The 24,945-nt window shown below is 66.6% G+C and carries 25 protein-coding genes; 8 read left to right on the top strand and 17 right to left on the bottom strand.

What is annotated here, in order from left to right; translation table 11 throughout:
- Positions 1-59: 59 nt before the first annotated feature.
- The 3 genes from ACEPA4_RS08100 to ACEPA4_RS08090 form a co-directional block, all read right to left on the bottom strand.
- Positions 60-1,283, bottom strand: coding sequence for an efflux RND transporter periplasmic adaptor subunit (locus ACEPA4_RS08100; protein WP_032954097.1), 1,224 nt, complete (start codon positions 1,281-1,283; stop codon positions 60-62).
- Between the two features lie 91 nt (positions 1,284-1,374).
- Positions 1,375-2,145 (bottom strand): SDR family NAD(P)-dependent oxidoreductase, encoded by a 771-nt coding sequence (locus ACEPA4_RS08095; RefSeq protein WP_053499154.1) that lies wholly within the window; start codon positions 2,143-2,145, stop codon positions 1,375-1,377.
- Positions 2,142-2,369 (bottom strand): hypothetical protein, encoded by a 228-nt coding sequence (locus ACEPA4_RS08090; protein WP_049414419.1) that lies wholly within the window; start codon positions 2,367-2,369, stop codon positions 2,142-2,144. Before ACEPA4_RS08090 ends, ACEPA4_RS08095 begins: the two co-directional genes overlap by 4 nt.
- Before the next feature lie 147 nt (positions 2,370-2,516).
- Here ACEPA4_RS08090 and ACEPA4_RS08085 point away from each other — a divergent pair, with 147 nt between their 5' ends.
- Positions 2,517-3,548 carry a LysR family transcriptional regulator gene (locus ACEPA4_RS08085; protein ID WP_005416157.1) on the top strand — a complete coding sequence of 344 codons (1,032 nt, stop codon included), beginning with the start codon at positions 2,517-2,519 and terminating at the stop codon, positions 3,546-3,548.
- Positions 3,549-3,750: 202 nt separating this feature from the next.
- Here the strand turns inward: ACEPA4_RS08085 and ACEPA4_RS08080 are convergent, their stop codons facing one another.
- Both ACEPA4_RS08080 and ACEPA4_RS08075 read right to left on the bottom strand, forming a co-directional pair.
- Entirely contained in the window at positions 3,751-4,446 is a 696-nt protein-coding gene (locus tag ACEPA4_RS08080; RefSeq protein WP_005416156.1) for an OmpA family lipoprotein, read from the bottom strand.
- 139 nt (positions 4,447-4,585) lie between these two features.
- Positions 4,586-6,001, bottom strand: coding sequence for a deoxyribodipyrimidine photo-lyase (locus ACEPA4_RS08075; RefSeq protein WP_065185201.1), 1,416 nt, complete (start codon positions 5,999-6,001; stop codon positions 4,586-4,588).
- Positions 6,002-6,110: 109 nt separating this feature from the next.
- Here ACEPA4_RS08075 and ACEPA4_RS08070 point away from each other — a divergent pair, with 109 nt between their 5' ends.
- Positions 6,111-6,695: a hypothetical protein gene (locus ACEPA4_RS08070; RefSeq protein WP_164093353.1), complete on the top strand. Its 585-nt coding sequence runs from the start codon at positions 6,111-6,113 to the stop codon at positions 6,693-6,695.
- Between the two features lie 19 nt (positions 6,696-6,714).
- Here ACEPA4_RS08070 and ACEPA4_RS08065 read toward each other — a convergent pair whose 3' ends face one another.
- The 4 genes from ACEPA4_RS08065 to ACEPA4_RS08050 are packed head-to-tail and all read right to left on the bottom strand — an operon-like array spanning position 6,715 to position 12,332.
- Positions 6,715-7,329, bottom strand: a complete 615-nt coding sequence (locus ACEPA4_RS08065) for an inorganic diphosphatase (protein ID WP_262090850.1) — start codon at positions 7,327-7,329, stop codon at positions 6,715-6,717.
- Positions 7,330-7,339: 10 nt separating this feature from the next.
- Positions 7,340-8,689 carry a metallophosphoesterase family protein gene (locus ACEPA4_RS08060; RefSeq protein ID WP_239499554.1) on the bottom strand — a complete coding sequence of 450 codons (1,350 nt, stop codon included), beginning with the start codon at positions 8,687-8,689 and terminating at the stop codon, positions 7,340-7,342.
- A 14-nt stretch (positions 8,690-8,703) separates the two neighbouring features.
- Positions 8,704-9,819: a phytase gene (locus ACEPA4_RS08055; RefSeq protein ID WP_053499166.1), complete on the bottom strand. Its 1,116-nt coding sequence runs from the start codon at positions 9,817-9,819 to the stop codon at positions 8,704-8,706.
- The gene (locus ACEPA4_RS08050; protein ID WP_216654979.1) at positions 9,819-12,332 is read right to left on the bottom strand and encodes a TonB-dependent receptor; all 2,514 of its coding nucleotides are present in this window, start codon (positions 12,330-12,332) and stop codon (positions 9,819-9,821) included. Before ACEPA4_RS08050 ends, ACEPA4_RS08055 begins: the two co-directional genes overlap by 1 nt.
- 217 nt (positions 12,333-12,549) lie before the next feature.
- On the opposite strand from ACEPA4_RS08050, the gene upp reads away from it, so the two are divergent.
- Together upp and ACEPA4_RS08040 are read left to right on the top strand one after the other, a co-directional pair.
- Complete coding sequence (gene upp, locus ACEPA4_RS08045) at positions 12,550-13,182, top strand: uracil phosphoribosyltransferase (RefSeq protein WP_005416149.1); 633 nt, start codon at positions 12,550-12,552, stop codon at positions 13,180-13,182.
- A gap of 186 nt (positions 13,183-13,368) precedes the next feature.
- On the top strand, positions 13,369-13,662 hold the full coding sequence (locus tag ACEPA4_RS08040) for a PsiF family protein (RefSeq protein ID WP_164093349.1): 294 nt from the start codon (positions 13,369-13,371) through the stop codon (positions 13,660-13,662).
- 41 nt (positions 13,663-13,703) lie between these two features.
- Here the strand turns inward: ACEPA4_RS08040 and ACEPA4_RS08035 are convergent, their stop codons facing one another.
- The 6 genes from ACEPA4_RS08035 to rsmD form a co-directional block, all read right to left on the bottom strand.
- Complete coding sequence (locus ACEPA4_RS08035) at positions 13,704-14,591, bottom strand: MBL fold metallo-hydrolase (RefSeq protein WP_005416147.1); 888 nt, start codon at positions 14,589-14,591, stop codon at positions 13,704-13,706.
- Between the two features lie 118 nt (positions 14,592-14,709).
- On the bottom strand, positions 14,710-16,440 hold the full coding sequence (gene ggt, locus ACEPA4_RS08030) for a gamma-glutamyltransferase (RefSeq protein WP_065195834.1): 1,731 nt from the start codon (positions 16,438-16,440) through the stop codon (positions 14,710-14,712).
- A complete protein-coding gene (locus ACEPA4_RS08025; protein ID WP_004153175.1) occupies positions 16,437-16,718 on the bottom strand; it encodes a YfhL family 4Fe-4S dicluster ferredoxin in 282 nt (93 codons plus the stop codon). The genes ggt and ACEPA4_RS08025 overlap by 4 nt, the downstream gene beginning before the upstream one ends.
- 132 nt (positions 16,719-16,850) lie before the next feature.
- Positions 16,851-17,342: a hypothetical protein gene (locus ACEPA4_RS08020; RefSeq protein WP_004153167.1), complete on the bottom strand. Its 492-nt coding sequence runs from the start codon at positions 17,340-17,342 to the stop codon at positions 16,851-16,853.
- 59 nt (positions 17,343-17,401) lie between these two features.
- Positions 17,402-17,911: a pantetheine-phosphate adenylyltransferase gene (coaD, locus tag ACEPA4_RS08015; protein ID WP_139726975.1), complete on the bottom strand. Its 510-nt coding sequence runs from the start codon at positions 17,909-17,911 to the stop codon at positions 17,402-17,404.
- Positions 17,912-17,937: 26 nt separating this feature from the next.
- Positions 17,938-18,516, bottom strand: a complete 579-nt coding sequence (rsmD, locus tag ACEPA4_RS08010; protein WP_005416144.1) for a 16S rRNA (guanine(966)-N(2))-methyltransferase RsmD — start codon at positions 18,514-18,516, stop codon at positions 17,938-17,940.
- Positions 18,517-19,114: 598 nt separating this feature from the next.
- Here rsmD and htpG point away from each other — a divergent pair.
- Entirely contained in the window at positions 19,115-21,007 is a 1,893-nt protein-coding gene (htpG, locus tag ACEPA4_RS08005) for a molecular chaperone HtpG (RefSeq protein ID WP_065179421.1), read from the top strand.
- A 167-nt stretch (positions 21,008-21,174) separates the two neighbouring features.
- Here htpG and ACEPA4_RS08000 read toward each other — a convergent pair whose 3' ends face one another.
- Entirely contained in the window at positions 21,175-21,474 is a 300-nt protein-coding gene (locus tag ACEPA4_RS08000; RefSeq protein WP_065185205.1) for a hypothetical protein, read from the bottom strand.
- A gap of 129 nt (positions 21,475-21,603) precedes the next feature.
- Here ACEPA4_RS08000 and ftsY point away from each other — a divergent pair, with 129 nt between their 5' ends.
- The 3 genes from ftsY (at position 21,604) to ACEPA4_RS07985 (ending at position 24,368) form a co-directional block, all read left to right on the top strand.
- Positions 21,604-22,884, top strand: coding sequence for a signal recognition particle-docking protein FtsY (gene ftsY / locus ACEPA4_RS07995; protein WP_005416141.1), 1,281 nt, complete (start codon positions 21,604-21,606; stop codon positions 22,882-22,884).
- 84 nt (positions 22,885-22,968) lie between these two features.
- Positions 22,969-24,093, top strand: coding sequence for an A/G-specific adenine glycosylase (mutY, locus tag ACEPA4_RS07990; protein WP_262090851.1), 1,125 nt, complete (start codon positions 22,969-22,971; stop codon positions 24,091-24,093).
- A gap of 5 nt (positions 24,094-24,098) precedes the next feature.
- Entirely contained in the window at positions 24,099-24,368 is a 270-nt protein-coding gene (locus ACEPA4_RS07985; RefSeq protein ID WP_014036808.1) for an oxidative damage protection protein, read from the top strand.
- A 75-nt stretch (positions 24,369-24,443) separates the two neighbouring features.
- Here the strand turns inward: ACEPA4_RS07985 and ACEPA4_RS07980 are convergent, their stop codons facing one another.
- On the bottom strand, positions 24,444-24,902 hold the full coding sequence (locus ACEPA4_RS07980) for a DUF6491 family protein (RefSeq protein ID WP_262090852.1): 459 nt from the start codon (positions 24,900-24,902) through the stop codon (positions 24,444-24,446).
- Between the last annotated feature and the right edge of the window lie 43 nt (positions 24,903-24,945).

Below are 24,945 nucleotides of genomic sequence, written 5' to 3'. Positions count from 1 at the left end.
AGGGAAGGCTGCCGCTGGCGCCGGCAGCTAAGCGGGGACGCGGATCAGGAGACGGCGGATCAGTTGTTCAGTGCGGCGGTGGCATCGCGGCCCGGTGCCGGCACGGCCTGCGGCTGCATTGCCACGGCCTTGGCCTGCACCGGCATGCCCGGCATGAAGACCTTCTGCACGCCGTCGATGATCACCTTGTCTCCTGCCGCCAGGCCGTGCTCGACGATACGCAGGCCTTCAGCGGTGCGGCCAAGCTGGATGTCGCGGCGCTGGGCCTTGCCATCCTTGTCGACAACGTACACATACTTGCGGTCCTGGTCGGTCAGCACGGCCTTGTCATCGATCAGCAGCGCCTGGAACTGGCCGCTGCCAAGCAGCTGCACGCGGGCGAACAGGCCCGGCGTGAACTGGCGATCGGCGTTGTCCAGCAGCGCACGGACGCGGATGGTCCCGGTACTGCGGGCCACCTGGTTGTCGAGGAAGTCGACCTTGCCGGTGTGCGGGTAGCCTTCTTCACCGGACAGGCCGACCTTCACCGGCAGCGCGCTGTCACGCTCGCTCGGGCGCTCGCCCTTGCGTGCCATCTGGGCGTAGCGCAGGAAGGTGCTTTCGTCAGCATCGAAGTAGACGAACACCGTGTCCAGCGAGACCAGCGTGGTCAGCACGCTGGCGCTGTCGCCGGCGGTGACCAGGTTGCCGGCGGTGACCATCGCGCGGCCGGCACGGCCGTCGATCGGTGCCCGTACCTTGGTGAACTCAAGATTGAGGCGGGCTGCATCCAATGCTGCCTGCGCGGCCTGCACGGCGGCGCCGGACTGGTCGGCAGCCGCACGGCGCTGCTCGGCGGTCTCGGTGGAGATCGCCTGCTGCTCGGACAGCCGCTTGGCGCGCTCGGACTCGCTGCGGGCCAGCGTGGCCTGGGTACGGGCGCGGGCCAGTTCGGCGGCCGCCCGATCGTACTCGGCCTGGTAACTGCGCGCGTCGATGGTGAAGAGCACTTCGCCCTTCTTCACTTCCTGGCCTTCGACGTAGTTGACCTTGTCGATGTAACCGGACACGCGCGGACGCAGTTCAACGCTCTGCACCGCTTCGACGCGGCCACTGAACTCGTCCCACTGGCTGACCTGCTTGACCAGTACCGGCGCGGCGCTGACCTGCGGCGGCGGCGGTGCACCGGCTTCTTCGGCATGGCCGCCGCTGCAGGCTGCAAGCACGGCCGCGGCGAGGATCGACACGCCGGCCATCGCAATGCGATGTCCGAAACGATGTGGGGTGGTATTGGGGGAAGTCATGGCATGCATCCGTACGGAGGGGTGGTACAGCGATATGGGAACGTGTTGCAAAAATCGGCGGCGAATACTGCGACCTCAACCATGGTCGAGGTCAAGCGATGCCTGCGGTGTCGCGCCACAGCGGAGGAACTTCCAGGTGCAGCAGGCCACGCGGCAATTCGGCATCGCTGCTGTCGCAGCGGACGATGGCGCGGTTGTCGCGGCACCCATCAAGCAGGGAGACCACACGACGACCGACCAGCAGCGAGCTGGGCCACTCGATGCAGGCATTGGCCGCGTTGGCCGGGGTACACACCGGGCTGCAGACTTCCAGCATCTGCGCGCGCACGCCCAGCGCCTGCGCTTCCTGGTGCACCACCTGCGCGTACATGCGCAGTGCGGCGGTGGTGATCGAGGTCTCGCCGTAGCCCGCCCAGGGCTTGGCGTTGGCCGGGCTGCCGATCATCACGTAGCGGCGCGCATGCACGTTGTCCTGCAACAGCGGCAGCAGGTGGCGCACGGCGTGCACGTGCGGCATCAGGTCGGCCTGCATCGCGCCCAGCAGCTCATCGCCGTTGCGGTCGATCACCCGGCCGCGACGGTAGGGGCCACCCATTGCCGCGATCACCGCCGCCAGCGGACGCGGGCGCTGCGCGATGCGCTCGGCCAACGCGCGTGCCGAGCCGTCGTCGCTGAGCGAGCCCAGCAGCGTCTCCAGTCCGGGCTCATCCGCGAACTGCTCGTGCAGCGCGGCCAGCCGGCCCGGATCGCGGCCAACCACCAGCACCGGGCTGCCGGCTTCCAGCAACGCGCCGACCACGCCCTGGCCGACGGCACCGGTACCGCCAAGGACCAGGACTTCGGGCGTCAGTATCCCATTCACGGGACATTTCCTCCCAAATCCGGGATAGTCCCAATTCGACGCAGGCGGTCGCCCTTGTGCGGGACCAGGCGGATGGCACCGCCACGCTGCTGACGCATGGGCGCGGTAAACTCACGAAAGTCCTTGTGTACCAAGGAACTCGGACGGGCTTCGACGGTCATCGCCAGGTCCAGGGTGTTCTGGCCGGCGTTCCGGAGTCGGGCAAGAATGTTGCGCAGGCTCATGGCGGACGGGCTCCAATTAACGAATGGCGCCACGATAGACCTCAAACCTTTACTTGATTAGTCCTGATTAAGGGGAATAATCATCCCGCTCCCGGTCCAATCGTTCTGTCACGATTGTCCCATCCCCGACGTCCAGGATCCCCGACCATGTCCCACGATCTCAACGAGACGCTGATCTTCGTCAAAGTGGTCGAGCAAGGCAGCTTCATTGCCGCTGCCAAATCGCTCGGCCTGCCCAAGACCACGGTCAGCCGCAAAGTGCAGGAGCTGGAAACGCGCCTGGGCGCGCGCCTGCTGCACCGGACCACGCGCCGCCTCGGCCTGACCGAAGCCGGTTCGATCTACCACGAACATTGCCAGCGCATCGCACGCGAGCTTGAAGAGGCCGAAAGCGCGGTGAGCCAGCTGCAGTCCGGCCCGCGCGGCTGGCTGCGCTTCACTGTGCCCTACTCGATCGGCATCACCTGGATTGCGCCACTGCTGGGCCAGTTCCATGCGCAGTATCCAGAGATCCGCCTGGACATGCACATGGGCAACGAGAAGCTGGACCTGATCGCCGGTGAAGCGGACCTGGCGCTGCGCGTGGGTGCCCTGCCCGATTCCAATCTGGTCGCGCGCAAGCTGGGCAGCCTGCGCACGCAGGTGTTCGCCAGCCCGGCCTACATTGAGCGCTATGGCGAACCGCTGCATCCGGAAGAGCTGCAGTTCCATCGCATCCTGGCGATGCGCAAGCCGTACCACACCGGCAATTCGCCGCGCTTCACCTGGCAGCTGGGCGAGAACGGCGGCGAGCTGCGCGATTTCCCGGTCACCCCGCTGATGACCGCCAACGACATGTCTGCGTTGAATGGTGCATTGGTCTGTGGCGAAGGCCTGCTGCTGACCGGTGATGTGATGGCCAAGCCGTTCGTCGAATCGGGCATGGTGCGCCGCGTGCTGGCCGGCTGGACCGGCCCGGAAGTGGACTTCAATGCCGTGTTCGCCGGCGGCCGCCTGGTCTCGCCGAAGGTGCGTGCGTTTGTCGACTTCCTGGTCGAGAAGCTCAACTTCGATGCCAACTACATGCTGGCGCAGTGCCCCGGCGCGAAGCTGGCACAGCAGCAGAAGGCACAGGAAGATGCCGCGCTGGAAAGCAGTGGCAAGCGGATCCTGGAGAAGGTGGCCGCTTCGGCGGCGTAACCTGCAACAAGAGCGCCTACCCATCTCCTGGTAGATGCCGACCTTGGTCGGCATGGCTTACAGAGGGAGTCGAGCCCGGCTCGACTCTGCATGCGCTGTCGGTGTGCCGAGCAACGCTCGGCACCCACAAAAATGCCGCCTGCAAGGGCGGCATTTTCGCTCCGGCCGATGGCCGGACCGGCTCAAGCAGTAACGCTACGCGTTATTGCTTGAGCGGAATCACGCGAATTTCGACGCGGCGGTTCTTGGCGCGGCCGGCATCGGTGCTGTTGTCGGCAATCGGGTACGCCTTGCCGGCGCCCAGCGTTTCGATACGCACGCTCTGCACGCCCTGGCCGATCAGGTACTGCGCGACCGAGTCGGCGCGTTCCTTCGACAGGCGATTGTTGACTGCGTCGCTGCCGATGCTGTCGGTGTGGCCAACCACCTCGATCATGGTCTGGTTGTACTCACGCAGCGTACCGGCCACGCCGTTGAGCGAGCCATAGAACTGCGGCTTCAGGGTCGCCTTGCCGAAGTCGAAGGTGATGCCGTCCGGCAGGTTCAGCATGATGTTGTCGCCCTGGCGCTGCACATCGATGCCGGTGTTGGCGGTGCGCTCGCGCAGTGCACGTTCCTGGCGATCCTGGTACTGGCCGACGGCGGCACCGCTGAGTGCGCCGATACCGGCACCGATCAGCGCGTGCTGGCGCCGCTCGGTAGCACTGTCGCCGGTCAGCAGGCCGGCCGCCACGCCGATGGCCGTACCGATCAGCGCGTTGCGGCCGGTCCGGTTCTGCTGTTCGGTCGGGTTGCCGTACTGGTCACTCTGCACATAGGAGCCGCCGGTGGCGCAGGCCGACAGGACGGCCGCACTCATCAGGGCCAGTGCGACGTTGCGGGTGGTGTTGCGGATCATGAGGTTCTCCTTGGTTTCCGGTCGGCCGGCGGCTTGCGGGCGCAGAGAGGATAAACAGCCGAATGCGATGTCGGGATGATGATCCGGTGCGCCGACAGGGCCGCGTTCAGCTAACTGACCGGATCGCTCGGGTCACCCTTTACCCCGCCCCCGACTGGCGGTATGCCGCCAGCGCAGCGTCGCGGCCCTCAGCCAGGTCCACCATGGGCGTGCGTGGATAGTCAGGCGCGTGTGCTGCCAGGAGCAGGGGATGCTGCCACGGCGCAAACCGCGCCTTCACCGGCAGTGCCGCCAGCTCGGGCACCCAGCGGCTGATGTAGCGGGCCTGCGGATCGAACTTCTCGGCCTGGGTGACCGGGTTGAACACCCGGAAGTACGGCGCGGCATCGGCGCCGGTCCCGGCCACCCATTGCCAGCCCATCGTGTTGTTGGCCAGGTCGGCATCGACGAGGGTGTCCCAGAACCAGCGCGCGCCATGCAGCCAGTGCGCGCGAAGGTGCTTGCACAGGTAGCTGGCCACGATCATCCGCACCCGGTTATGCATGTAGCCGGTGTGCCACAGCTCGCGCAGTCCGGCATCAACGATCGGCACGCCGGTGTTGCCGCGCTGCCAGTCGTGCAGTTGCGCTGCAGTCGGTGCCGCCCAGGCGAAGCGGTCGAAACGCGGATTGAGGTTGTCCGTGGGCGTCTTCGGAAAGTGATGCAACAGGTGGTAGGCGAAATCACGCCAGCCCAGTTGCCGCAGATAGCCGTCGATGTCGGCATCGGTGCCGGCACTGCGCAGTCTTTCCAGCGCATGCGCGATGCGCCACGGTGCGATCTCACCGAAATGCAGGTGCGGCGACATCCGCGAGGTGCCCACGCGGTCGGGCAGGTCTCGCTGCTCGCGGTAACCGCGCAAGGCGCCGTCCTCGAACACCGACAGCGCCTCCAGCGCACCGGCTTCACCCGGCTGCCAGTACTCCCAGAAGCCGGTATCCCAATCCAGCGTCGGTGCAAGCTGGAGATCATCAAGTGCGAGGCTGCCGACCGCGTGCGGCGTCAGTGCCTCCGGTGCGGCCTGCAGTGCCGGCAGGCGCCAATGACTGAGCACGTTGCGCCAGTACGGCGTGAACACCTTGTACGGCTGTCCCTGCTGGGTGGCGATGTCCCAGGGCTCGAACAACAGGCTGCCATTGCAGCTCTGCGCGTCGACGCCCTGCTCGCGCAGCGTGCGCTTGATGGTAGCGTCGCGAGGCTGGGTGGCCGGCTCGTACTTGCGGTTCCAGTACACCGCCTCGGCGCCGGTCTGCTCGATCAGCAACTGCAGGGCCGGCAGGCTGTCACCACTGCGCAGCACCAGCGACGAGCCGCGCGTGCGCAGGTCGGCATCCAGTGCGGCCAGTGAGCGATGACGCCAGGCATCGGACGCCGCGCCGGGCGCCCATTCGCCTTCCTCGTGCGGCGCGTGGATGTACACCGGCACCACATGGTGACAGGCGTCCAGCGCGGCCTGCAGGGCCGGATTGTCCTGCAGCCGCAGATCACGGCGGAACCATACCAACGCTACCGACACATGCACCGCCTTCGTTGTGGAAGGCGCACATGATAGCCAGCGGTGGTGAAGGCGATGCGCGCAGACGCCGTCTGCTAGGCTGCACGGCCGCTGCCCGATGGACTCTGACATGGATGATCTTCACGCCTCATTCGCCCGCTTCGGGCTGCTGCATGCCCAGCACGAGAGCGACTGGCAGGGCCCGTTCCCGCTGCCCCCGGTACTGGCACGCTTCTACGCGCAGGTCGGGCCGCTGGGCGAAGTGATCAATGCCCGGGTAGGCACCGCCGGCATCACCGTTCCCGGCCTTGATGTCTGGATACCGCCGCTGCAACGCCTGTGGAGCCATCAGGCCGGCTATCGATGGCATGGCATCAGCGGCGAACGGATCAACGACTGGCCCTCGAACTGGCTGGTGATTGCCGATCGCAGCGCTGATCCGCTCATCCTCGATCTGGACGACGGCCGTGTGCTGTTCAGCCGTCACGGTGCCGGCCTGCTGGATGCCGTCGAAATGACTGCCGACGTGCCGACCCTGATGGCAGCTCTGGCTGCAGCAGGCACGGTGTACCTCGACGCCGGCGATGACCTCTACAACGACGATGACGATGGCGGCATCCGCCCTGAACACCAGGACGCAGCCGTACAGGTGGTGGCCCGGGTACTGGGCGACCGCCTGCAGGCCGAATCGTTCATCGAGACGTTGCTGGACTGAATCCACGCATGGCGCGGATCTACCTTTCGAAGCGCTTCATCGCTTCGCTGATCAGCGCCCGCGCCTCGGCGGCGTTGCCCCAACCGTTGAGCTGCACCGGGTTGCGCCCGGCCGGCAGGTCCTTGTAGACCCGGAAGAACGTTTCGATGCGCTCTCTTTCGATCTCCGGCAGATCGGCCAGGTCGCGGATGTTGGCGTAGGTCGGGTCAACCTTGTCGGTCGGCACGCCGATGATCTTCTCGTCGTGCTCGCCGCCGTCGATCATCTTCAGGTAGCCGATCGGCCGGAAGCGTACGATCACGCCCGGATGCAGGGGTTCACGGGTCAGCACCAGCGCGTCCAGCGGATCGTTGTCGCCAGCCAACGTGCGCGGCATCGAACCGTAGTTGGCCGGATAGGCGACCGGCATCGACTGGAAGCGGTCCACATGCACCAGGCCGTCTTCCTTGATCTCGTACTTGGTCACGCTGCCGGCGGGAATCTCCACCGCCAGATTCACCTCCCGCGGGGCTTCCCTTGGTTGGGCCACCAGGAACGGATGCAGCACGGTATCGGCAGCGGTCACCGCTGTCGCGAGCAGGAGCAGGGCCCCGCCGATGGCAGCCATGGGGACAAGACGGCGTACGGTTTTCATCTGGATCTCCTCATTCCCAGCAGCGATCGGCGCGACCCTTGGCGGTCTGCGCACGCGGGCAGTCGCGCGGTGCGATGCGGCCTTCGGTCAGCTCCATGCGCTGTTTCCCCCCCTTGGCATCGCGGCGCAGTTCGAAGGCATCGTAGAGACGGCCGGTCACGGTGCGTGCTTCATAGCGCAGGCGCTGCGGGTCGATGTTCAACACCTGGAACAACTGGGTGTCTTCGGCCACCGGATCCATCGTCTTTCGTGCCTCGTCGGAGAGACGGTACTGCTTCGGCCCCGCCACGGTCACCACGTACTGCGGCGTTGCGGCCTGCCCCTCGCCACGGCGGCCATAGGTGTGGTCGTGGCCCTGCAGCACCAGATCGACGTTGTGGCGGCGTACCACCGGCAACAGCACCTCACGCAGCGCGGCGTTCTCGCGCCCTTCGCGCGGCGAGTAGAACGGCTGGTGCAGCAACATGATGGTCCACGGCTGCGGATTGCCGGTCAGCACCTTGTCCAGCCATTGCGCCTGTGCCTTGGCGGTGCCAAGGTCGAGTGCCGAAGTGCCATCGACCACCGCCACGCGCACGCCCTGCGCATCGAACCAGTAGCTGCTCTGCTGCGCAGCGCTGGCACCATTGCCCGGCAACGCGAACGTGACCGGCCAGTGGCGGCCCAGCACCCGGCGCTCCTGCGGGGTGTCCTCGAACTCCTCGAAGTACTCGTGATTGCCTATGGCCGGCGCCACCAGCATTTCCTGCGCCAGCCAGCCGACGGCGGCAAACCATTCGCCCCACTCGCTGTCATCCATGTTGTCGCCGCCGCTGACCAGGTCGCCGGCAAACAGGCTCATGCGTGCCTGCGGTGCGGCCTTCTGCGCGGCACGCACCACGCGGCTGACATGGCTGACGTTCTTGTTCTGGGTATCGCCGAAGTACAGCAGGGTCAGCGGCTGGTCGGCGGCAGCCAGCGTGCGCAGCTGGTTCCATGCACTCCAACTGCCGTTGCCCTGCACACGGTAGACGTACTGGGTATCCGGCTGCAGGCCATCGATATCTGCACGATGGTGGTGCGACAGGCCGTTCTCGGTCTGCAGCGCGCGGGTCGTCGCACGAACCTGGCGGATGCCTTCGATGGCCGGCGAATCTGCGGCCATTGCGATCTCCAGCAGCGGCGCCTGCACGCTGCCATCGGTGCGCCAGGCCACTGCGAACCCATGGCTGGAATCGGCCGCCGGCGAGGCGACGATGCGGTCCGGCACCGTCGTCGCTGCGTAGTGGCGGCTACCTGCCGGCACCTGGGTATTCGGTTCGGCCGCCGCGAACGACAGCGACGGCAGCGCCAGCAGCAGACCCAGGGCCAACGTGCGCATCACGCGCTGCCGGCTCATGCGCCACACTCCAGCGGCAACGCCAGTTGCTTGGCGATGCTCTCCCAGTCGAACGCTACCACGCCCTGGTCGTCATGCACGGCATAAAGCGCACCGTGCGGGAAGCGCGTGCTGGCTTGCTGCATCATCCAGATGCCATCGGTGTTGGCCACGGTATTGCCCTGGAACGCGCCGACCGGCTTCAGCGTGTGCCGGTCGAACAGATGGAACACGCTGCGCTGCTTGCCCTGTTCGGTGGTGATCCACCAGCCATCCTTGCCGCAGGTGCGCAGGGCCACGCCTTCGGCCTGTGCCTTGAACACGTCGCGGCCGAAGGTGGTGCCGGTGAAGCGGCCCGCGAGGGTGTAGACCTTGAACTCGCTGGCGTAGCTCTCGTCCTCTTCGGCGATCAGCAGGCGGTCGTTCTCGGGATCGCCCCAGATCGACTCGACCACGCGCAGCGCACCAGTCTCGGTGGTATCGCCGATGCTGGCCACCAGCTTCGCGTCGACCTTCTCACCATTGCGGGTCACGTGATACTGGCGCACGCGCTTGTCCAGCTCGGCCAGCGGCGGCAGGATGTCGCGCCCCTGTGCATCCTCGCCGTTGTCCCAGGAGTCGGTGACGTAGACGCTGTAGCCATCGGCACGGCGGTCGACCCACAGCCCGTAAGGCTTGCGCAGGTCGTCCGCCGCGAACGTCGCCAGCGGCGCGAAGTCCGGCAGGCGCAGTACCTGCACGCGGTGATTGTCGCGCTCCACGATCCACAGCAGGTCGTCGGTCACCGCGATGCCGTTTGGGCGGTCGAACTGCCCCGGTGCGGTGCCGCTGCTGCCGACGTCACGCAGGTGCTGGCCGGTGCTGCCGTCGTAGACCACCAGCTTGTCGGTGGCCTTGGCAGTGGCGATCAGCCACAGTACGCCGTCCGGCGCGCGCCAGGCCGCCGGCGAGTCGATGTTGTCGGCCGGGGTCATCGGTGACAGGAACGCTTCGGCGATGGTGGCTACCTTGCGCTCGCCACTGGCGGCCGGCGAGGCCGCTCCCGCAACCGGATCGTTGCCGGTGGCCGGCGTGCAGCCGGCGACCAGCGTAGCCGCCAGCGCGGCGGCCAGGACAGTGACGCCACGCCCCATCACAGCGCCACCTTCAGGCCCAGCGCATAGGTGCGGCCGTACTCTTCCAGCTGCAGGGTGCGCGAACGGGTGCCCTGGTACAGCTCCAACGGCTTGTCCAGCAGGTTCTGCGCCTCGAAGTACACGCTCACGCGCGGGGTGAACTTGTAGTCAAGCGAGAAATCGAGCTGGGTGTTGGGTGCCACGTAGATGTCGAATGCGCGCCCCTTGCCGATGCTGTCCAGGTACTCGCTGCGGTACACGGCCGCCAGGCGCGTGCTTACACCATACTTTTCATAGCCGATGTGTGCGCTGTAGACATGCTTGGAAGCGCGCGGCAGCGTGAAGTCCTCGCCCGCACGGTCCTTGATGCCGGCATCGAACTTCGTATCCAGCCAGGTGCCACTGGCGCCGACCAGCAGGCCATCCAGGCCGTCCGGCAGGAAGGCCAGCTGCTGCTGCCAGTTGAACTCCGCACCACGCACGGTGGCCTTGCGACCATTGATCGGCTGCGTCACATCGAATCCACCGTAGGCCGGATCATTGGTGCGCACGGTTTCGACGATGTAGCCATCGATCGACTTGTGGAACAGGCCCAGCGAAACGATGCCGCTGCTGCCGATGTACTTCTCCACCGACAGGTCGATGTTCTTCGACTCGTACGGATCCAGTTCCGGGTTACCCAGGCGCACTTCCTCGTCACCACGGCTGTAACCCACGCGCGGCGAGACGTCGCCGAAGGACGGGCGCGATACGGTCTTGTTGGCCGAGGCGCGCAGCACCCAGTCATCAGCCGCGTCATAGCGCAGGTGCAGGCCCGGCAGCACGTTGGTGTAGCTGCTGTTGGCCACACGCGGGGTGACGGTGAAGCTGCGGCCGTTGGCGGCCACGTCCACCTGGTTGCCAATCGCCTTGAAGCGGGTGTTCTCCACGCGCACGCCGCCGATGAGGCGCAGCGCGCCCACGTCCCAGGTACCCATGGCGTAGCTGGCGAAGATGTCTTCGCTGGCCACGTAATCCTCTTCCAGCGACGTCATCGCATTGCCGCCGACGTCCTGCGGGCGGGCGCTGTACTGGCTGCCATTGGCCGCCCAGAAGGCACGCATCGCCGCCGAATCCATGCCGTCGCCGAAGTTGCCGTGGCGATGTTCGGGCGAGGAGGTGGTCCAGCCCGCCAGCGCCACCTTCGGGCCGACGCGCAGTTCGCGCTCATCCACATTCACGTCGCGGTCGCGCCAGCGGCCCAGCAGACCGAACTTGATGCTGCTGCTGTCGCCGTCGAAGCGCACGTTGACCTGCGCGCTGTGCTCCTTGTCGTTCACCTGCTTGGGCGATAGCACGAAGCGGTCGAACGCGTAATTGCTGTTGTCCAGCCACTGCGGGTTGTCGAAGTTGTAGCTGGGCAGCCGGCTGCTCTGGTCCAGGCTGCCGTTGAACGCCTTGCCGTTGAGCTTGAAACGCGCCTCCATCTCGTCGTTCACGCGCTCTTCGGTACGGGTGTAGCCGATCCGGTAATCAACCACGGCGTTGGTCAACTTGTGCTCGCCGCCCAGGCTGGCCGCGAAGGTGTTTTCCTTCTTGGTGCGGTAGCGCATGCGCTTGTCGATCGAGTCCTTCGGCATGCCATCCAGGCGGTACTGGTCGGTGCCGGTCTTGACCATCTTCGCGTCGTCGAAGTTGAAGATCACGCGCTGGCGGGTCTCCGCATCGTCGAACTGGCTGTACAGCGTGCGCAGGTAGTACCTGCTGTCTTCGTCCGGCCGCCAGTCGAGGTTGAGGTTGGCGCCGATGCGCTTGCGCTCGATCTCGTACTTGCGGTGCTGCAGGTTGATCGCGGTCACGTCACCGGGGGCGGCATCGTCCTCGCCGTCGTACTCCACTTCGGTGTTGTCCGACTCGAACCGGCGCTTCTGGTAGTTCACGCCCAGCGCCACGCCGAAGGTGTCGTTGAACACTTCGCTGTAGTTGAAGGCCGCCTTCGGGCTGGTCTCGCCGGACAGCTGCTGGTGGCTGCCCTCGATCTTGCCACGCAGGCTGCGACCGTCGCGGTCGAAGGCCGAGGCCGATTCCACCAGCACGGCACCGCCGATGGCATCACCGGGCATGTCCGGGGTCGGCGACTTCACCACGCGCAGGCGTTCGGTGGAATCGGACGGGATCACGTCCAGCGGCGCGGCACGGCTGGAATCCTCCGGCGTGCCCACGGCGATGCCATCCACGCTGACGCTGTTGAGATTGGCGTCCAGGCCACGGATGACCACGAAACGGCCCTCGCCCTGGTCACGGGTCACGCTGATGCCCGGCAGGCGCTGCAGCGACTCGGCCACGTTCTTGTCCGGGTACTGGCCCAGGGCATCGGAGGACACCGCGTCTTCGATGGCGTCGCTGCCGCGCTTGAGGTCGACCGCGCGGATCTGCGATTCGAGCTGGGCGCGCACCTCGATACGGTCCAGGTCGACCGCGTCGGCCGCCACGGCGCCGGTGGCGGCTACCGCCTGCTGCCCGGCGGCCTGCAGCGGGGCGGCAGCCCCCATCGCCAGGGTCAGGGTGATGGCAACGGCCAACGGAGTCTTGATATGCACTGGGAATCCCCATTCCTGTTAAGAATGGGTCTGCACGGTATGTCCGCAAGGTTGCATGGCCGTGACATGCCTCTGCACATTTCATGTACAGCGGCCCCGGGCCCGGTTTGGGCTTCGCCCCGCCAATCCGGCAAAATGGCGGCCTCTCTCCCTATTCCCCTTCCCGACCATGAAGATCGTCGAAGTGCGCCACCCGCTGGTGCAGCACAAGATCGGCCTGATGCGCAACGCTGCGCTCAGCACCAAGGATTTCCGCGAACTGGCCAACGAGCTGGGTACGCTGCTGGCCTACGAGGCCACCGCCGACCTGGATACCGAGCCGCACACCCTGGCCGGCTGGGCCGGCCCGGTGACGGTGCAGCGCATTGCCGGCGCCAAGATCACCGTGGTGCCGATCCTGCGTGCCGGCCTGGGCATGCTCAGCGGCGTGCTGTCGCTGATTCCGGCCGCCCGTGTCAGCGTGGTCGGCCTGCAGCGCGATGAAGAAACCCTGCAGCCGGTACCCTACTTCGAGCGCCTGACCGGCCGCCTGGAAGAGCGCGACGCACTGATCCTCGACCCGATGCTGGCCACCGGCGGCACGCTGATCGCCACCATCGACATGCTCAAGCGCGCCGGCGCCCGTCGCATCAAGGGCATCTTCCTGGTGGCCGCGCCCGAAGGCATCGAAGCAGTGAAGGCCGTGCATCCGGACGTGGAAATCTACACTGCGGCCATCGATGCCCAGCTCAACGACAAGGGCTACATCCTGCCCGGACTGGGCGACGCGGGTGACCGCATCTTCGGCACCCGCGTCGGCTGATCCGGCGAACCGTGGTCGGATCCCTCTCCGCAGGAGAGGGCTCTGACCCGACAACCGTTCGCCGGCCCGCTTCGCCGCGTCACGTGAACGCCCGTGGACGCGGGTGTGGCCGACGCGTGATTCTTCACGTGGCCTTACCGGTCGGAAGCGAATGCTCCGCGCACCCGCCACCGCTTGGAGCTCCCGATGAAAGCCTCTTTCCTGCTGGCCGCTGTCCTGCTGGTCGGCCTGCCCCTGACTGCCAATGCCACCACCCCGCAGCAGCAGCGCATGGCCGAATGCTCGGCCAAGAACAAGGGCTTGAAGGGGGATGCCTACAAGACCGCGCAGAGCTCCTGCCTCAGCGGTCATGCCGCCGAAACCAAGCTGGTCAATACGCAGCAGGAACGCATGCGCAAATGCAACGCTGACGCAGGCGCGAAGAAGCTGGCCGGCGATGCGCGCAAGACCTTCATGAGCAGCTGCCTGAAGGCGTCGTAACGACGAGTGATGTGGAGCCGAGCCCACGCTCGGCTCTGCCATTAACCCAGGGCGCGCGCCTTCAGCTCGCCCTGTTCGTGCAGGGTCACGAAACGTCCCTTGTCATCACGGCCCAGCTGCGCCAGCGCCACCTGCGGGTCGTGGGTGAAGAACAGCCGCACGTTGCGCGCCAGCTTGTCTTCAAGGAACTGCCGTTTCTCGTCGATCAGCAATTCGGCATTGCGGTCATAGCCCATGGTGATCGGCACGTGCACCCATGAACGACCTGGGATGAGGTCGGCACAGAACACCACGCCACCATGCGCATCTTCACCGGCATGCGCGTGGCCAACGATCTCGGCCAGCATCAGCCCCGGCGTATGCCCATCGCTGTAGCTGAAGCGCACGCTGCGGCCGAGCGCCTTCGAGTACTCCCCCTCCACTACTTCCAGGCGGCCACTGGCCTGCAGCAGGCCGGGCAGCTCAGGAATGAAACTGGCCCGATCGCGCGGGTGTGGCCGCACGGCGCGCTGCCAATGCTGCGCACCAACCACATAGGTTGCGTTGGGGAACAGCAGTTCGGGCTCACGCCCTTCGCTCCATGCGGCAAGCAGGCCACCGGCATGATCGAAGTGCAGGTGGCTGAGCACCACCACGTCGATGTCCTCGTGCTCGAAACCCGCTTCGCGCAGTGAATCGATCAGCACGTGCTGGCTTTCCTGCACGCCATAACGCTCGCGCATGCGCGGGTCGAAGAACGCACCGATACCGGTTTCAAACAGTACTGTCTTGCCTTCCAGCGGACTGGCAAGCAGCGCACGGCAGGCCAGCTCGATGCGATTGAGCTCGTCCGGAGCCGCCCATTTTTCCCACAACGCACGCGGCGCGTTGCCGAACATCGCGCCGCCGTCCAGGCGCTGCGAGTTTCCACGAATAGACCAGAGTTTCATGCGTCGATTATCGGCGCCGGACTGTTAAATAATCGCTAGAAAGGAAACAGGAAACCCCGCCGGTTGGCGGGGTCCTGGTGATCTGCCAGATTGCCGGCCAGTGGCCGGCACCGCCACATCAGTGGGCCGGCACGACCTGGGCACTGCCCACCGGATTGCGCGGGTCGCTGCCGCCGAACAGCTTGTTCGCCTTGCGGTCCCATTCCACGGTCTGCAGGTTGCCCCACACGTGGCTGGAACCGCGACCGCCGGCGGCGACATTGCCCGGCAGGTCGATCCTGTGGCCCATCGCCTGCAGCTGCTTCACCGTCGCCGCGTCGAACGCATCGTCCTCGGCTTCGATCAGATCCGGCAGCCACTGGTGGTGGTAGCGCGGCAGCGCGGCAACCTGCTGCGCGTCCAGGCCGGCGTCGTAGCCGAGGATGCCCAGCAGCACCATGGTGATGATGCGGCTGCCACCCGGCGTGCCCAGCACGATCACCTTGTCGCTGTTTTCCATGAAGGTCGGCGTCATCGAGCTGAGCATGCGCTTGCCCGGCTTCGGCGCATTGGCCTCGTAGCCCATCACGCCGAAGGCATTGGGCGTACCCGGCTTCAGCGCGAAATCGTCCATCTCGTTGTTCAGCAGCACGCCGGTGCCCTTGGGAATGAGCCCCGAGCCGTACAGCAGGTTGACGGTCTGGGTGGCGCCGACGCGGTTGCCGTCGCGGTCGATGATCGAGAAGTGCGTGGTCTCGTCGTCTTCCAGCGGCGTCGGATTGCCCGACAGCAGGTCGCTGGGCGTGGCCTTCTCCGGATGGATGGTCGCGCGCAGGCCCTGTGCGTAGTCCTTGCTGGTCAGCACCTTCTGCGGGATCTGCACGAAGTCCGGATCGCCGAGGAAGAACGTACGGTCGCGGTAGGCACGGCGCATCGACTCCACCACCAGGTGGGTGCGGTGCGCCGGGTCCATCTTCCTGATGTCCCAGCCTTCCAGGATCTGCAGCATGCTGGCCAGCGCGATGCCACCCGACGACGGCGGCGGCGCGGTGGTGATCTTCCAGCCGTTGTAGTTGAACACGATCGGCTCGCGCTGCTTCACGCGGTAGCCGGCCAGCTCTTCAGCGGTCCACTTGCCGCCGGCCTGCTTGACGCCGGCCAGCAGCAGCTTTCCGGTCTGGCCCTTGTAGAAGCCATCGAAGCCACCTGCGGCCAGGCGCTCCAGCGTCTGCGCCAGCTCCGGCTGCCTGAACAGGTCACCGCTAGCGATCGGCTTGCCGTTGCGCAGATAGACTTCACGCGTGCCGGGATAGCGCTCCATCACTTCACGGCGCGACGCATAGCCCTTGGCCATGCGGTCGTACACCGGGAAGCCTTCGCGCGCGATGCGGATCGCCGGCTGCAGCGATGCAGACAGCGGCAGCTTGCCGTGCTTGGCCGACAGTTCGACCAGCGCCGCAGGCAGGCCGGGAATACCCGCCGACCACGCACCGTTGACCGAGCGGTCGCGGTCCAGGTTGCCCTGCTTGTCGAGGAAGGCCTGCGGCGTGGCCGCCGCCGGTGCGGTCTCGCGTGCATCCAGCATCACGTCCTTGCCGGTGGCCGCGTCGTGCAGAAGGAAGAAGCCGCCGCCGCCGAGTCCGGAACTGATCGGCTCGACCACCGCCAGCGTGGACGAGACCGCCACCGCAGCGTCGAAGGCGTTGCCGCCCTGCGCCAGGATATCGATACCGGCCTGGGTGGCCAGCGCGTGGCCGCTGGCAATGGCTGCGCCGTCGGGGCGCTCGGCACGGGCCGGGCTGTCGGCCCAGGCCATCGGGCTCAGCAGCAGGCCGAGCAGCAACAGGGGGCGGACGATCAGCGTCTTCATTCGGATGGGGGCTCCGCATAGAGTTCGGGGTGATCGTGCTGCAGCTGGCGCAGCTTGGCCAGCAGCTGGTCTTCCGTTTCCACGATCTCCGGATCCGGGTCGATGCACTCGACCGGGCAGACGACCACGCACTGTGGCTCGTCGAAATGACCCACGCATTCGGTGCAGCGCGCAGGGTCGATCACGTAGATGGTTTCACCCATCGCAATGGCCTGGTTCGGGCAGGCCGGCTCGCAGACGTCGCAGTTGACGCAGAGCTCGTTGATTTTCAGCGACATGGCGATACTCCTCGCCCGCGCCTTGGGACAAAGGACCGGCCAGCGCGGGCGCGCGGGCCGGTCAGGTCATCAGCGGCGCCCTGGCAGGACGCCGCCCGGGCCATGCCGGAGCATGGCCGCCATGGCTCGGTATTACTTGGCTTCGACGAAAATGTACTCGGCACCGGTCGGCTGGATCGCAGCCTGCACGCGGGCGTTGTCGGCCGACTGGCCGATGAAGACGACGCGCACGCCCTTCATCGAATCCGGCGACACGTCCTTGAACACGGCCTGGATCATGTCAGCCATCTTGCCCGAGGCCGACGAACCAAAGGCCAGCATGTTGCCCGGCTGCACGCCACGGGCCACGGCCTGGGTCGCGCTCTCGGTCTGGCGCTCGTACTTGGCCTGGAAGTCCGGGTCCGATTCCGGGGAGAGGTAATACAGGAACGGGCTGTTGGTGATGTTGCCCATGTTCTGGATCGCCACTTCCTGCAGGTACTTCTTCCAGCCGGCATCGTCGTCCTTGGACGGAGCGACCAGGGCCTGCTTGGCCTCGTCGACCGGAGCGGCCTCTTCCTTCTTGCAGGCGGTGAAGGCCAGGGCCAACGAAGCGATCAGCATCGCGCGCATGGTGGTGTTCATGGATTTCCTCCCGGAATGGTGCGTGGTGTTGTACGTAATGGGGTGCAGGTACGGCGGGCTTACGACTGTGACGCCTTCGCTTCGCGGACCTTGCGCAGGGCTTCGAGCACCGCGGCCGGCACGAAACCGGACACGTCGCCGCCCAGGCGCGCGATCTCGCGGACCAGCGAGGACGAAATGAAGCTGTGCTGCTCGGCCGGGGTCAGGAACAGGGTCTCGACCTCGGGGATCAGGTGGCGGTTCATGCTGGCCATCTGGAACTCGTACTCGAAGTCGGACACCGCGCGCAGGCCGCGCAGCAGCACCCCGCCCTGGACCGAACGTACGAAATGGGCCAGCAGGGTATCGAAGCCGATGACTTCGACATTGCCATGGTGGGCCAGGGCGCCACGCGCCAGCTGCACGCGCTGTTCCAGCGGCAGCGCCGGGCCCTTCGACGGGCTCTGCGCCACGCCGACCACGACCTTTTCGAACAGCGGCGCGGCCCGGCTCACAAGGTCGATGTGACCGTTGGTGATCGGGTCGAACGTGCCGGGATAGACGGCAATGCGGCGGTTGGCCACGGTCATGGGCGGTAGCAGATGTTCAGATGAGGTCAAAGTGTAGCAGTGGCACGGCGGTACAGGGCAAAGCGCACCTCACGGGTGCCGCCCTCGCGGTGCAGCAGCCAGCCCTGCGGCAGCACCGGCACGTGGCCGGCCGGCGATTCCAGGTACAGCCAGGCATCGGCTGCCAGGTGCCGCGGCAGCTGGGCCAGCACGTCCTGCCACAGGCCATCGGCGAATGGCGGGTCGATGAACACCAGATCGGCCTGCTGCGCCTGCGCACCCTGCAGCCAGCGCAGGGCATCTGCCTGCACGACGCTGATCTGGTCGCTGGCCTGCAGCTTGGCCACGGCGGCGGTCAGGTTGCGTCCCAGCTGCGCATCGCGCTCGACCAGGGTGGCGTGGGCGGCACCGCGCGAGACGGCTTCCAGCCCCAATGCGCCGCTGCCTGCGAACAGGTCCAGGACGCGGGCCCCGCCCAGCTTGGGCATCAGCCAGTTGAACAGGGTCTCGCGCACACGGTCGCTGCTGGGCCGAAGCCCCGGCAGGGTCGGCACCGGCAAGCGGGTATTGCGCCAGCGACCGCCGATGATGCGGACCTGGCCGTCGTTGCCCCCACGGCCGCTCATTGGCGTCCCCGGCGGGAGGTATTCAAGAATTTCAGCATGAGTGGGATTGTAGTTCGGCCGGGCCGCGGCCGGGGACGCGCCAACGCATGCGCGCTGTCGCTCCCACGCTTCGCTGCGCGAAACGCGGGCCCCACTTACCAGCTTCCATACCCCCGCCGCTTCGCGGCCGCCCCCTGACTCAGGCGGCTCTACCCCAGACGCGATCCGATGCTCGACATACAGGCGGGGTCAGATCCGTTTTCCTGCGGAAAACGGATCTGACCCTGGTTTGGATTTCGATATCTGAGAGATTCCATCCACGCATGGCGTGGATCTACTGGCCGCCGGCCAACTATCGAAGGCGGGGCGGTGTCGGATTGCGCGGTGTCCGCGGCATGGATGCCGCGGCCAAGCCCCCAAGGACGGGTTCACGGCGTCCCCGCAATCCGACACCGCCCCGCCATCCCACGGATAGCCCGCTGTTGCTTCGGCTGTTGCTCTGGCCTCTGCGGGTGCCGGGCGCAGCCCGGCCGAACAACCCCTTGATTTCGGGACAATCACCCCTACCCCTTGGCGAGGCCGCACGCGCTGGCGCGGCATTGCACATGGAGCCCTATCGATGACCGAGACCACCCAGACCGAAACCCTTGGCTTCCAGACCGAAGTCAAGCAACTGCTGCAGCTGATGATCCACTCGCTGTACTCCAACAAGGAAATCTTCCTGCGCGAGCTGGTCTCCAACGCTGCCGACGCCGCCGACAAGCTACGCTTCGAGGCCCTGACCCAACCGGCGCTGCTGGAAGGCGACAGCGAGCTGCGCGTGCGCGTCAGCTTCGACGCCGCCGCCCACACCATCACCATCGAAGACAACGGCATTGGCATGAGCCGCGCCGAAGCCATCGCCCACCTCGGCACCATCGCCAAGTCCGGCACCGGCGACTTCCTGCGGCAGCTGTCCGGCGACCAGAAGAAGGATTCGCAGCTGATCGGCCAGTTCGGCGTCGGCTTCTACAGCGCTTTCATCGTCGCCGACGAAGTGGAAGTGACCTCGCGCCGCGCTGGCCTGGCTGCGGCCGAAGGCGTGCGCTGGACCTCGCGTGGCGAAGGCGATTTCGAAGTGGCCACCGTCGACAAGGCAGAGCGCGGTACCCGCATCGTGCTGCACCTGAAGGACGGCGAGCACGACTTCGCCGATGGCTGGCGCCTGCGCAGCATCCTCAAGAAGTACTCGGACCACATCGGTCTGCCGATCCAGATGCCGAAGGAAGGTGGCGAAGAAGGCGCCACCGTCGAGTGGGAGACCGTCAACCGCGCCAGCGCGCTGTGGACCCGCCCGCGCACCGAGATCAGCGACGCCGAGTACACCGAGTTCTACAAGCACGTAGCGCACGACCATAGCGACCCGCTGGCGTGGAGCCACAACAAGGTCGAGGGCAAGCTGGAGTACACCTCGCTGCTGTACGTGCCCGGCCGCGCGCCGTTCGACCTGTACCACCGCGATGCGCCCAAGGGCCTGAAACTGTACGTGCAGCGCGTGTTCGTGATGGACCAGGCCGAGCAGTTCCTGCCGCTGTACCTGCGCTTCATCAAGGGCGTGGTCGATTCCAACGACCTGTCGCTGAACGTCTCGCGCGAGATCCTGCAGTCCGGCCCGGTCATCGATTCGATGAAATCGGCGCTGACCAAGCGTTCGCTGGACATGCTGGAGAAGCTGGCCACCGACAAGCCCGAGCAGTACGCCACGTTCTGGAAGGAGTTCGGCCAGGTGCTGAAGGAAGGCCCGGCCGAGGACTACAACAACCGCGAGAAGGTGGCCGGCCTGCTGCGCTTCGCCTCCACCCGTGGCGACGGCGATGCGCAGAGCGTGTCGCTGGCCGATTACATCGGCCGCATGACCGAAGGCCAGGACAAGATCTACTACCTCACCGGCGAGAGCTACAGCCAGGTGCGCAACAGTCCGCACCTGGAAGTGTTCCGCAAGAAGGGCGTGGAAGTGCTGCTGCTGACCGACCGCATCGACGAGTGGCTGATGGGCTACCTGACCGATTTCGACGGCAAGGGCTTCGTCGACATCGCCCGTGGCGATCTCGACCTGGGCGCACTGGAAACCGATGCGGACAAGCAGGCACAGGAAGCGGCAGCAAAGGACAAGCAGGGCCTGGTCGAGCGGCTCAAGACGGTCCTGGGTGACGAAGTGGCCGAGGTGCGCGTGTCGCACCGCCTGACCGATTCGCCGGCGGTGCTGGCCATCGGCGAGCAGGACCTGGGCCTGCAGATGCGCCAGATCCTGGAAGCCAGCGGGCAGAAGGTGCCGGACAGCAAGCCGGTGCTGGAGATCAACCCGGGCCATCCGCTGATCGCCAAGCTCGACGCCGAAGCCGATGGCGCGCGCTTCGACGACCTCGGCCGGGTGCTGTTCGACCAGGCCGCGCTGGCCGCCGGTGACAGCCTGAAGGATCCGGGTGCCTATGTGGCGCGCCTGAACAAGCTGCTGCTGGAGCTGTCGGCCTGATCGAGGCGGTGGTCGCCGGGCATGGCCCAGCGGTGCCTTGGTAGAGGCCAACCTTGGTTGGCGCCCCAAAAGCGTGCCAACCAAGGTTGGCACCTGCCAGGGGGGGTAAGCATGCCAACCAGGGTTGGCACCCACCAGGGGCGGCGGTTCGCGCCTGCCGAGGGGGCTCAGGCTTCCCGATCCAGCAGCGAACCCAGCAACGGGTCCTGGCGGCGGATCACCGAGGCATTGGCGGCGAAGGCCACCACCTCGGCTTTCGCCGCCAGCAGATCTCCCAGCGGTGCACCGACATCAGCGCCGGCGGCAGTCACCGAGGCCTGCACCCCACCCTGTCCAGTGGCACCGCGCTGCAACTGCAGGCGCTGCGCATCGGGGGTGGCCAGATTGGCCACGTTGTGCGCTGCCACCTGCACGCCCTGCTGGGCCGCACGCATCCCGCCGAGGGCGATTCCCATCACGTTGTTCATGGCGGTCTCCGGGCCGCTCCGCGCAACCCTCCGGACCGGTTAACGGCCGGCCGGCCGCGACCTTGAGTCCACATCGGCCCGACAGGCCCGAGTGGTAGCATATCCCTCTGATTTCAGCGCCTTTTGCCAATGCTCAGTTTTTTCCGCCGCAAGAAGCCCCAGGATGCCCCCACCACGGAGGCGTCCAAGACCCAGCACTACTCGGCTGAAGAGCTGGCGGCGGCGTTCCCGTCGGCCGCCCCGGCCGAAGACGCACCCACCGCCGCGGTGGTCGAAGCCAATGCACCCGCACCTGCACCGGAATCGGCCCCGGTCGCCGAAGTGCCTGCCGTGCCAGCTGCGCAGCCGGCCACCGCGCCCGAGGACGTCCAGGCTGAAGCGCTCGCTGCGGCCGCTGTGCTGGCTCCTCTGGCTCCGGTCATTCCGGTCGAGGAACCCACCGCCCCGGCCACCGACCTGCCTGCGCTGGTGGATGCCCCTCCGGCGCCCGCCGGCAAGCCCGGCTGGCGCGAGCGCCTGCGCAACAGCGTCATCGCGCGCAGCTTCGGCGGCCTGTTCTCGCGCAACCCCAAGCTCGACGACGATCTGCTGGACGAGCTGGAAACCGCCCTGATCACCGCCGACGTCGGCGTGGGCGCCACCACCGATCTGGTCGAGGGCCTGCGCAAGCGCATGAAGTCGCGCGAGTTCGCCGACGCCAATGCGCTGCTGGCCGCGCTGCGCGCCGAGCTGATCGCGATCCTGCAGCCGGTGGCCAAGCCGCTGGTGATCGACCGCAATGCCAAGCCCTTCGTAGTGCTCACCGTCGGCGTCAACGGCGTCGGCAAGACCACCACCATCGGCAAGCTGGCCAAGCGCTTCAAGGATGACGGCCACAGCCTGATGCTGGCTGCCGGCGATACCTTCCGCGCCGCCGCCGTGGCCCAGCTGCAGGCCTGGGGCGAGCGCAACGGCGTGGCCGTGGTTGCGCAGGGGCAGAACGCCGATGCCGCTTCGGTGGCATTCGACGCGCTGCAGGCCGGCAAGGCCCGCGGCACCTCGGTGCTGATCGCCGATACCGCCGGCCGCCTGCACACCCAGTCCGGGCTGATGAACGAGCTGGGCAAGATCCGCCGCGTGCTCGGCAAGATCGACCCCACCGCCCCGCACGAAGTGCTGATGGTGATCGACGGCACCACCGGCCAGAACGCGCTGTCGCAGCTGCGCCAGTTCAATGCCGCAGTGAACGTGACCGGCCTGGTGGTGACCAAGCTGGACGGCACCGCCAAGGGCGGCGTGGTGTTCGCACTGGCCCGCGAGTTCGGCATTCCGATCCGCTTCGCCGGCATTGGCGAGCGCCCGGAAGACCTGCGTGTATTCGACCCGGAAGCCTTCGTCGACGCCCTGCTGCCCGAAGCATTGGGCGCCTGATACACCGTGCAGCCACGCATGGCGTGGCTCTACTGCGATCTGGTAGAGCCACCCCATGGGTGGCTGCCTCCTTCCGGAACACTCATGCCCCGCCAGCCGCACGCCAGCGCCGACACTGCCAAGGAAGACGACTTCGTCGCCCGCCTGCTGCACTGGTTCGACGACCACGGTCGCCATGACCTGCCCTGGCAGCACCCGCGCAGCCCCTATCGGGTCTGGTTGTCGGAGATCATGCTGCAGCAGACCCAGGTGGCCACGGTCATCCCGTACTTCCATCGGTTCCTGCAGCACTTCCCAACCCTGCCCGAGCTCGCCGCCGCCAGCAATGACGCGGTGATGGCGCAGTGGGCCGGGCTCGGCTACTACGCCCGCGCACGCAACCTGCATGCCGCCGCAAAGCGCTGCGTGGAACTGCACGACGGCGACCTGCCGCGCGATTTCGATGCATTGCATGCCCTGCCCGGCATCGGCCGCAGCACCGCCGGTGCGATCCTCAGCCAGACATGGAACGATCGGTTCGCGATTCTCGACGGCAACGTCAAGCGCGTGCTCAGCCGCTACCACGGCATCGACGGCTTTCCCGGCCTGCCGGCCATCGAGAAACAACTGTGGGCGATTGCCCAGGCGCACGTCGCGCAGGTGCCGGCCGGGCGCATGGCCGATTACACCCAGGCGCAGATGGATCTGGGCGCGACGGTATGCAGCCGGGCCAAGCCGGCCTGCGTGATCTGCCCGCTGCAGGACGCGTGCGTGGCGCGGCGCGAAGGCCGCACCACTGAACTGCCCACGCCCAAGCCCAGCAAGACCCTGCCCGAACGCGAAGCGGTCGCCCTGCTGCTGCGCGACGCCCAGCAACGCGTGCTGCTGCAGAAGCGGCCGGACACCGGCATCTGGGCGCAGCTGTGGACGCTGCCGCAGGCCGAGGCCGGCAGCGACCTGCAGGACTGGTTCGACGCACATGTCGACGGCTCGCTGGAAGATGCAGAGGAACTGCCGGTGCTGCAGCACACCTTCAGCCACTACAGGCTGCACCTGCAGGTATTGTCACGGAAGGTGCGCGGCCTGCGTGTGGAAGAACCCACGCTGCGCTGGGTCGCCAACGACGAGCTACCCGCATTGGGCCTGCCGGCACCGATCCGCAAACTGCTCGACGGCGCCACGATCAAGACGCCGAAACGAAATTCCAGCAAACCCCGTAACCACGAGTGAATGCCATGCCCCGAACCGTCTTCTGCCAGTACGAACAACGCGATGCCGAGGGTCTGGACTTCGTGCCCTACCCCGGCGAGCTGGGCCAGCGCATCTTCAACAACATCGGCAAGCAGGCCTGGGCCGCGTGGCTGGCCCACCAGACCATGCTGATCAACGAGAACCGGCTGTCGCCGCGCACGCCGGAACATCGTGCGTTCCTTGAAGGCGAACTGGTCAAGTTCCTGTTCGAGAAGGACGCGGAAAAGCCGGCCGGCTTCACCCCGGAAGCCTGACAACCCAAAAGGGGACGGCGGGGATTAAGTCGTTTGTGGCACAAACGACTTAATCCCCTCCGTCCCCTTTTTCGATCATTTCGCCGGTGCGGTGTTTTCCTCGCGCTCCTGCACCTGCGCCTGGCGCAGCTTCTGCTCGGACGCGCGCAGCGCCTTCACATCCAGCTTGCGGATGCTGTTGATGAAGCACGGCAGGCGCGGGCCGCCGGTGGGGTCGCGCACCAGCACTTTGTCAAAGCGCGACGACACACGGCCCATGCTGCTGGTCAGACCGATGGCGGTCGCATACGGCAGGTCCTGGCAGGGACCATTCAACTCCAGCAGATAGGCTTCGCTGGGACGGGTCCACACCGCCAGCGCACTGTCGCCCAGCTCGGTCCAGCCATTGAGGCTGCCAAAGAACTGCATGTCGTTCTGCGGCGCGCCGGCGTGGGCACGGTACAGATCCAGTTTTTCGGTACTGCTGAGCCGGCCGGCCGTCGCACAGGCGGCCAGTGCCAGGCAGAGTCCGGCCATCAGGATCGGGGTCTTCATGGCGATCTCCTCGGGGAACTGTCGCCATCATGCGCCTGGCCTG

It is taken from the genome of Stenotrophomonas sp. P2112, assembly GCF_041897515.1.
GTDB lineage: Bacteria > Pseudomonadota > Gammaproteobacteria > Xanthomonadales > Xanthomonadaceae > Stenotrophomonas > Stenotrophomonas sepilia.
This window is presented reverse-complemented; position numbering and strand designations above follow the sequence as displayed.

Excerpts from the sequence above, each read along its gene's own strand:
- ACEPA4_RS07985 (WP_014036808.1), top strand. The coding sequence starts at position 24,099 with ATGCCCCGAACCGTCTTCTGCCAGTACGAACAACGCGATGCCGAGGGT.
- ACEPA4_RS08035 (WP_005416147.1), bottom strand. The coding sequence starts at position 14,591 with ATGAAACTCTGGTCTATTCGTGGAAACTCGCAGCGCCTGGACGGCGGC.
- ACEPA4_RS08050 (WP_216654979.1), bottom strand. The coding sequence starts at position 12,332 with ATGGGGGCTGCCGCCCCGCTGCAGGCCGCCGGGCAGCAGGCGGTAGCC.
- ACEPA4_RS08065 (WP_262090850.1), bottom strand. The coding sequence starts at position 7,329 with ATGAAAACCGTACGCCGTCTTGTCCCCATGGCTGCCATCGGCGGGGCC.
- ACEPA4_RS08025 (WP_004153175.1), bottom strand. The coding sequence starts at position 16,718 with ATGTCGCTGAAAATCAACGAGCTCTGCGTCAACTGCGACGTCTGCGAG.
- ACEPA4_RS08060 (WP_239499554.1), bottom strand. The coding sequence starts at position 8,689 with ATGCGCACGTTGGCCCTGGGTCTGCTGCTGGCGCTGCCGTCGCTGTCG.
- ftsY (WP_005416141.1), top strand. The coding sequence starts at position 21,604 with ATGCTCAGTTTTTTCCGCCGCAAGAAGCCCCAGGATGCCCCCACCACG.
- coaD (WP_139726975.1), bottom strand. The coding sequence starts at position 17,911 with ATGACCGTGGCCAACCGCCGCATTGCCGTCTATCCCGGCACGTTCGAC.
- mutY (WP_262090851.1), top strand. The coding sequence starts at position 22,969 with ATGCCCCGCCAGCCGCACGCCAGCGCCGACACTGCCAAGGAAGACGAC.
- htpG (WP_065179421.1), top strand. The coding sequence starts at position 19,115 with ATGACCGAGACCACCCAGACCGAAACCCTTGGCTTCCAGACCGAAGTC.
- ACEPA4_RS08000 (WP_065185205.1), bottom strand. The coding sequence starts at position 21,474 with ATGAACAACGTGATGGGAATCGCCCTCGGCGGGATGCGTGCGGCCCAG.
- ACEPA4_RS07980 (WP_262090852.1), bottom strand. The coding sequence starts at position 24,902 with ATGAAGACCCCGATCCTGATGGCCGGACTCTGCCTGGCACTGGCCGCC.
- ACEPA4_RS08070 (WP_164093353.1), top strand. The coding sequence starts at position 6,111 with ATGGATGATCTTCACGCCTCATTCGCCCGCTTCGGGCTGCTGCATGCC.
- ACEPA4_RS08090 (WP_049414419.1), bottom strand. The coding sequence starts at position 2,369 with ATGAGCCTGCGCAACATTCTTGCCCGACTCCGGAACGCCGGCCAGAAC.
- ACEPA4_RS08040 (WP_164093349.1), top strand. The coding sequence starts at position 13,369 with ATGAAAGCCTCTTTCCTGCTGGCCGCTGTCCTGCTGGTCGGCCTGCCC.
- rsmD (WP_005416144.1), bottom strand. The coding sequence starts at position 18,516 with ATGAGCGGCCGTGGGGGCAACGACGGCCAGGTCCGCATCATCGGCGGT.
- ACEPA4_RS08080 (WP_005416156.1), bottom strand. The coding sequence starts at position 4,446 with ATGATCCGCAACACCACCCGCAACGTCGCACTGGCCCTGATGAGTGCG.
- ACEPA4_RS08020 (WP_004153167.1), bottom strand. The coding sequence starts at position 17,342 with ATGAACACCACCATGCGCGCGATGCTGATCGCTTCGTTGGCCCTGGCC.
- ACEPA4_RS08055 (WP_053499166.1), bottom strand. The coding sequence starts at position 9,819 with ATGGGGCGTGGCGTCACTGTCCTGGCCGCCGCGCTGGCGGCTACGCTG.
- ACEPA4_RS08100 (WP_032954097.1), bottom strand. The coding sequence starts at position 1,283 with ATGACTTCCCCCAATACCACCCCACATCGTTTCGGACATCGCATTGCG.
- ggt (WP_065195834.1), bottom strand. The coding sequence starts at position 16,440 with ATGAAGACGCTGATCGTCCGCCCCCTGTTGCTGCTCGGCCTGCTGCTG.
- upp (WP_005416149.1), top strand. The coding sequence starts at position 12,550 with ATGAAGATCGTCGAAGTGCGCCACCCGCTGGTGCAGCACAAGATCGGC.
- ACEPA4_RS08085 (WP_005416157.1), top strand. The coding sequence starts at position 2,517 with ATGTCCCACGATCTCAACGAGACGCTGATCTTCGTCAAAGTGGTCGAG.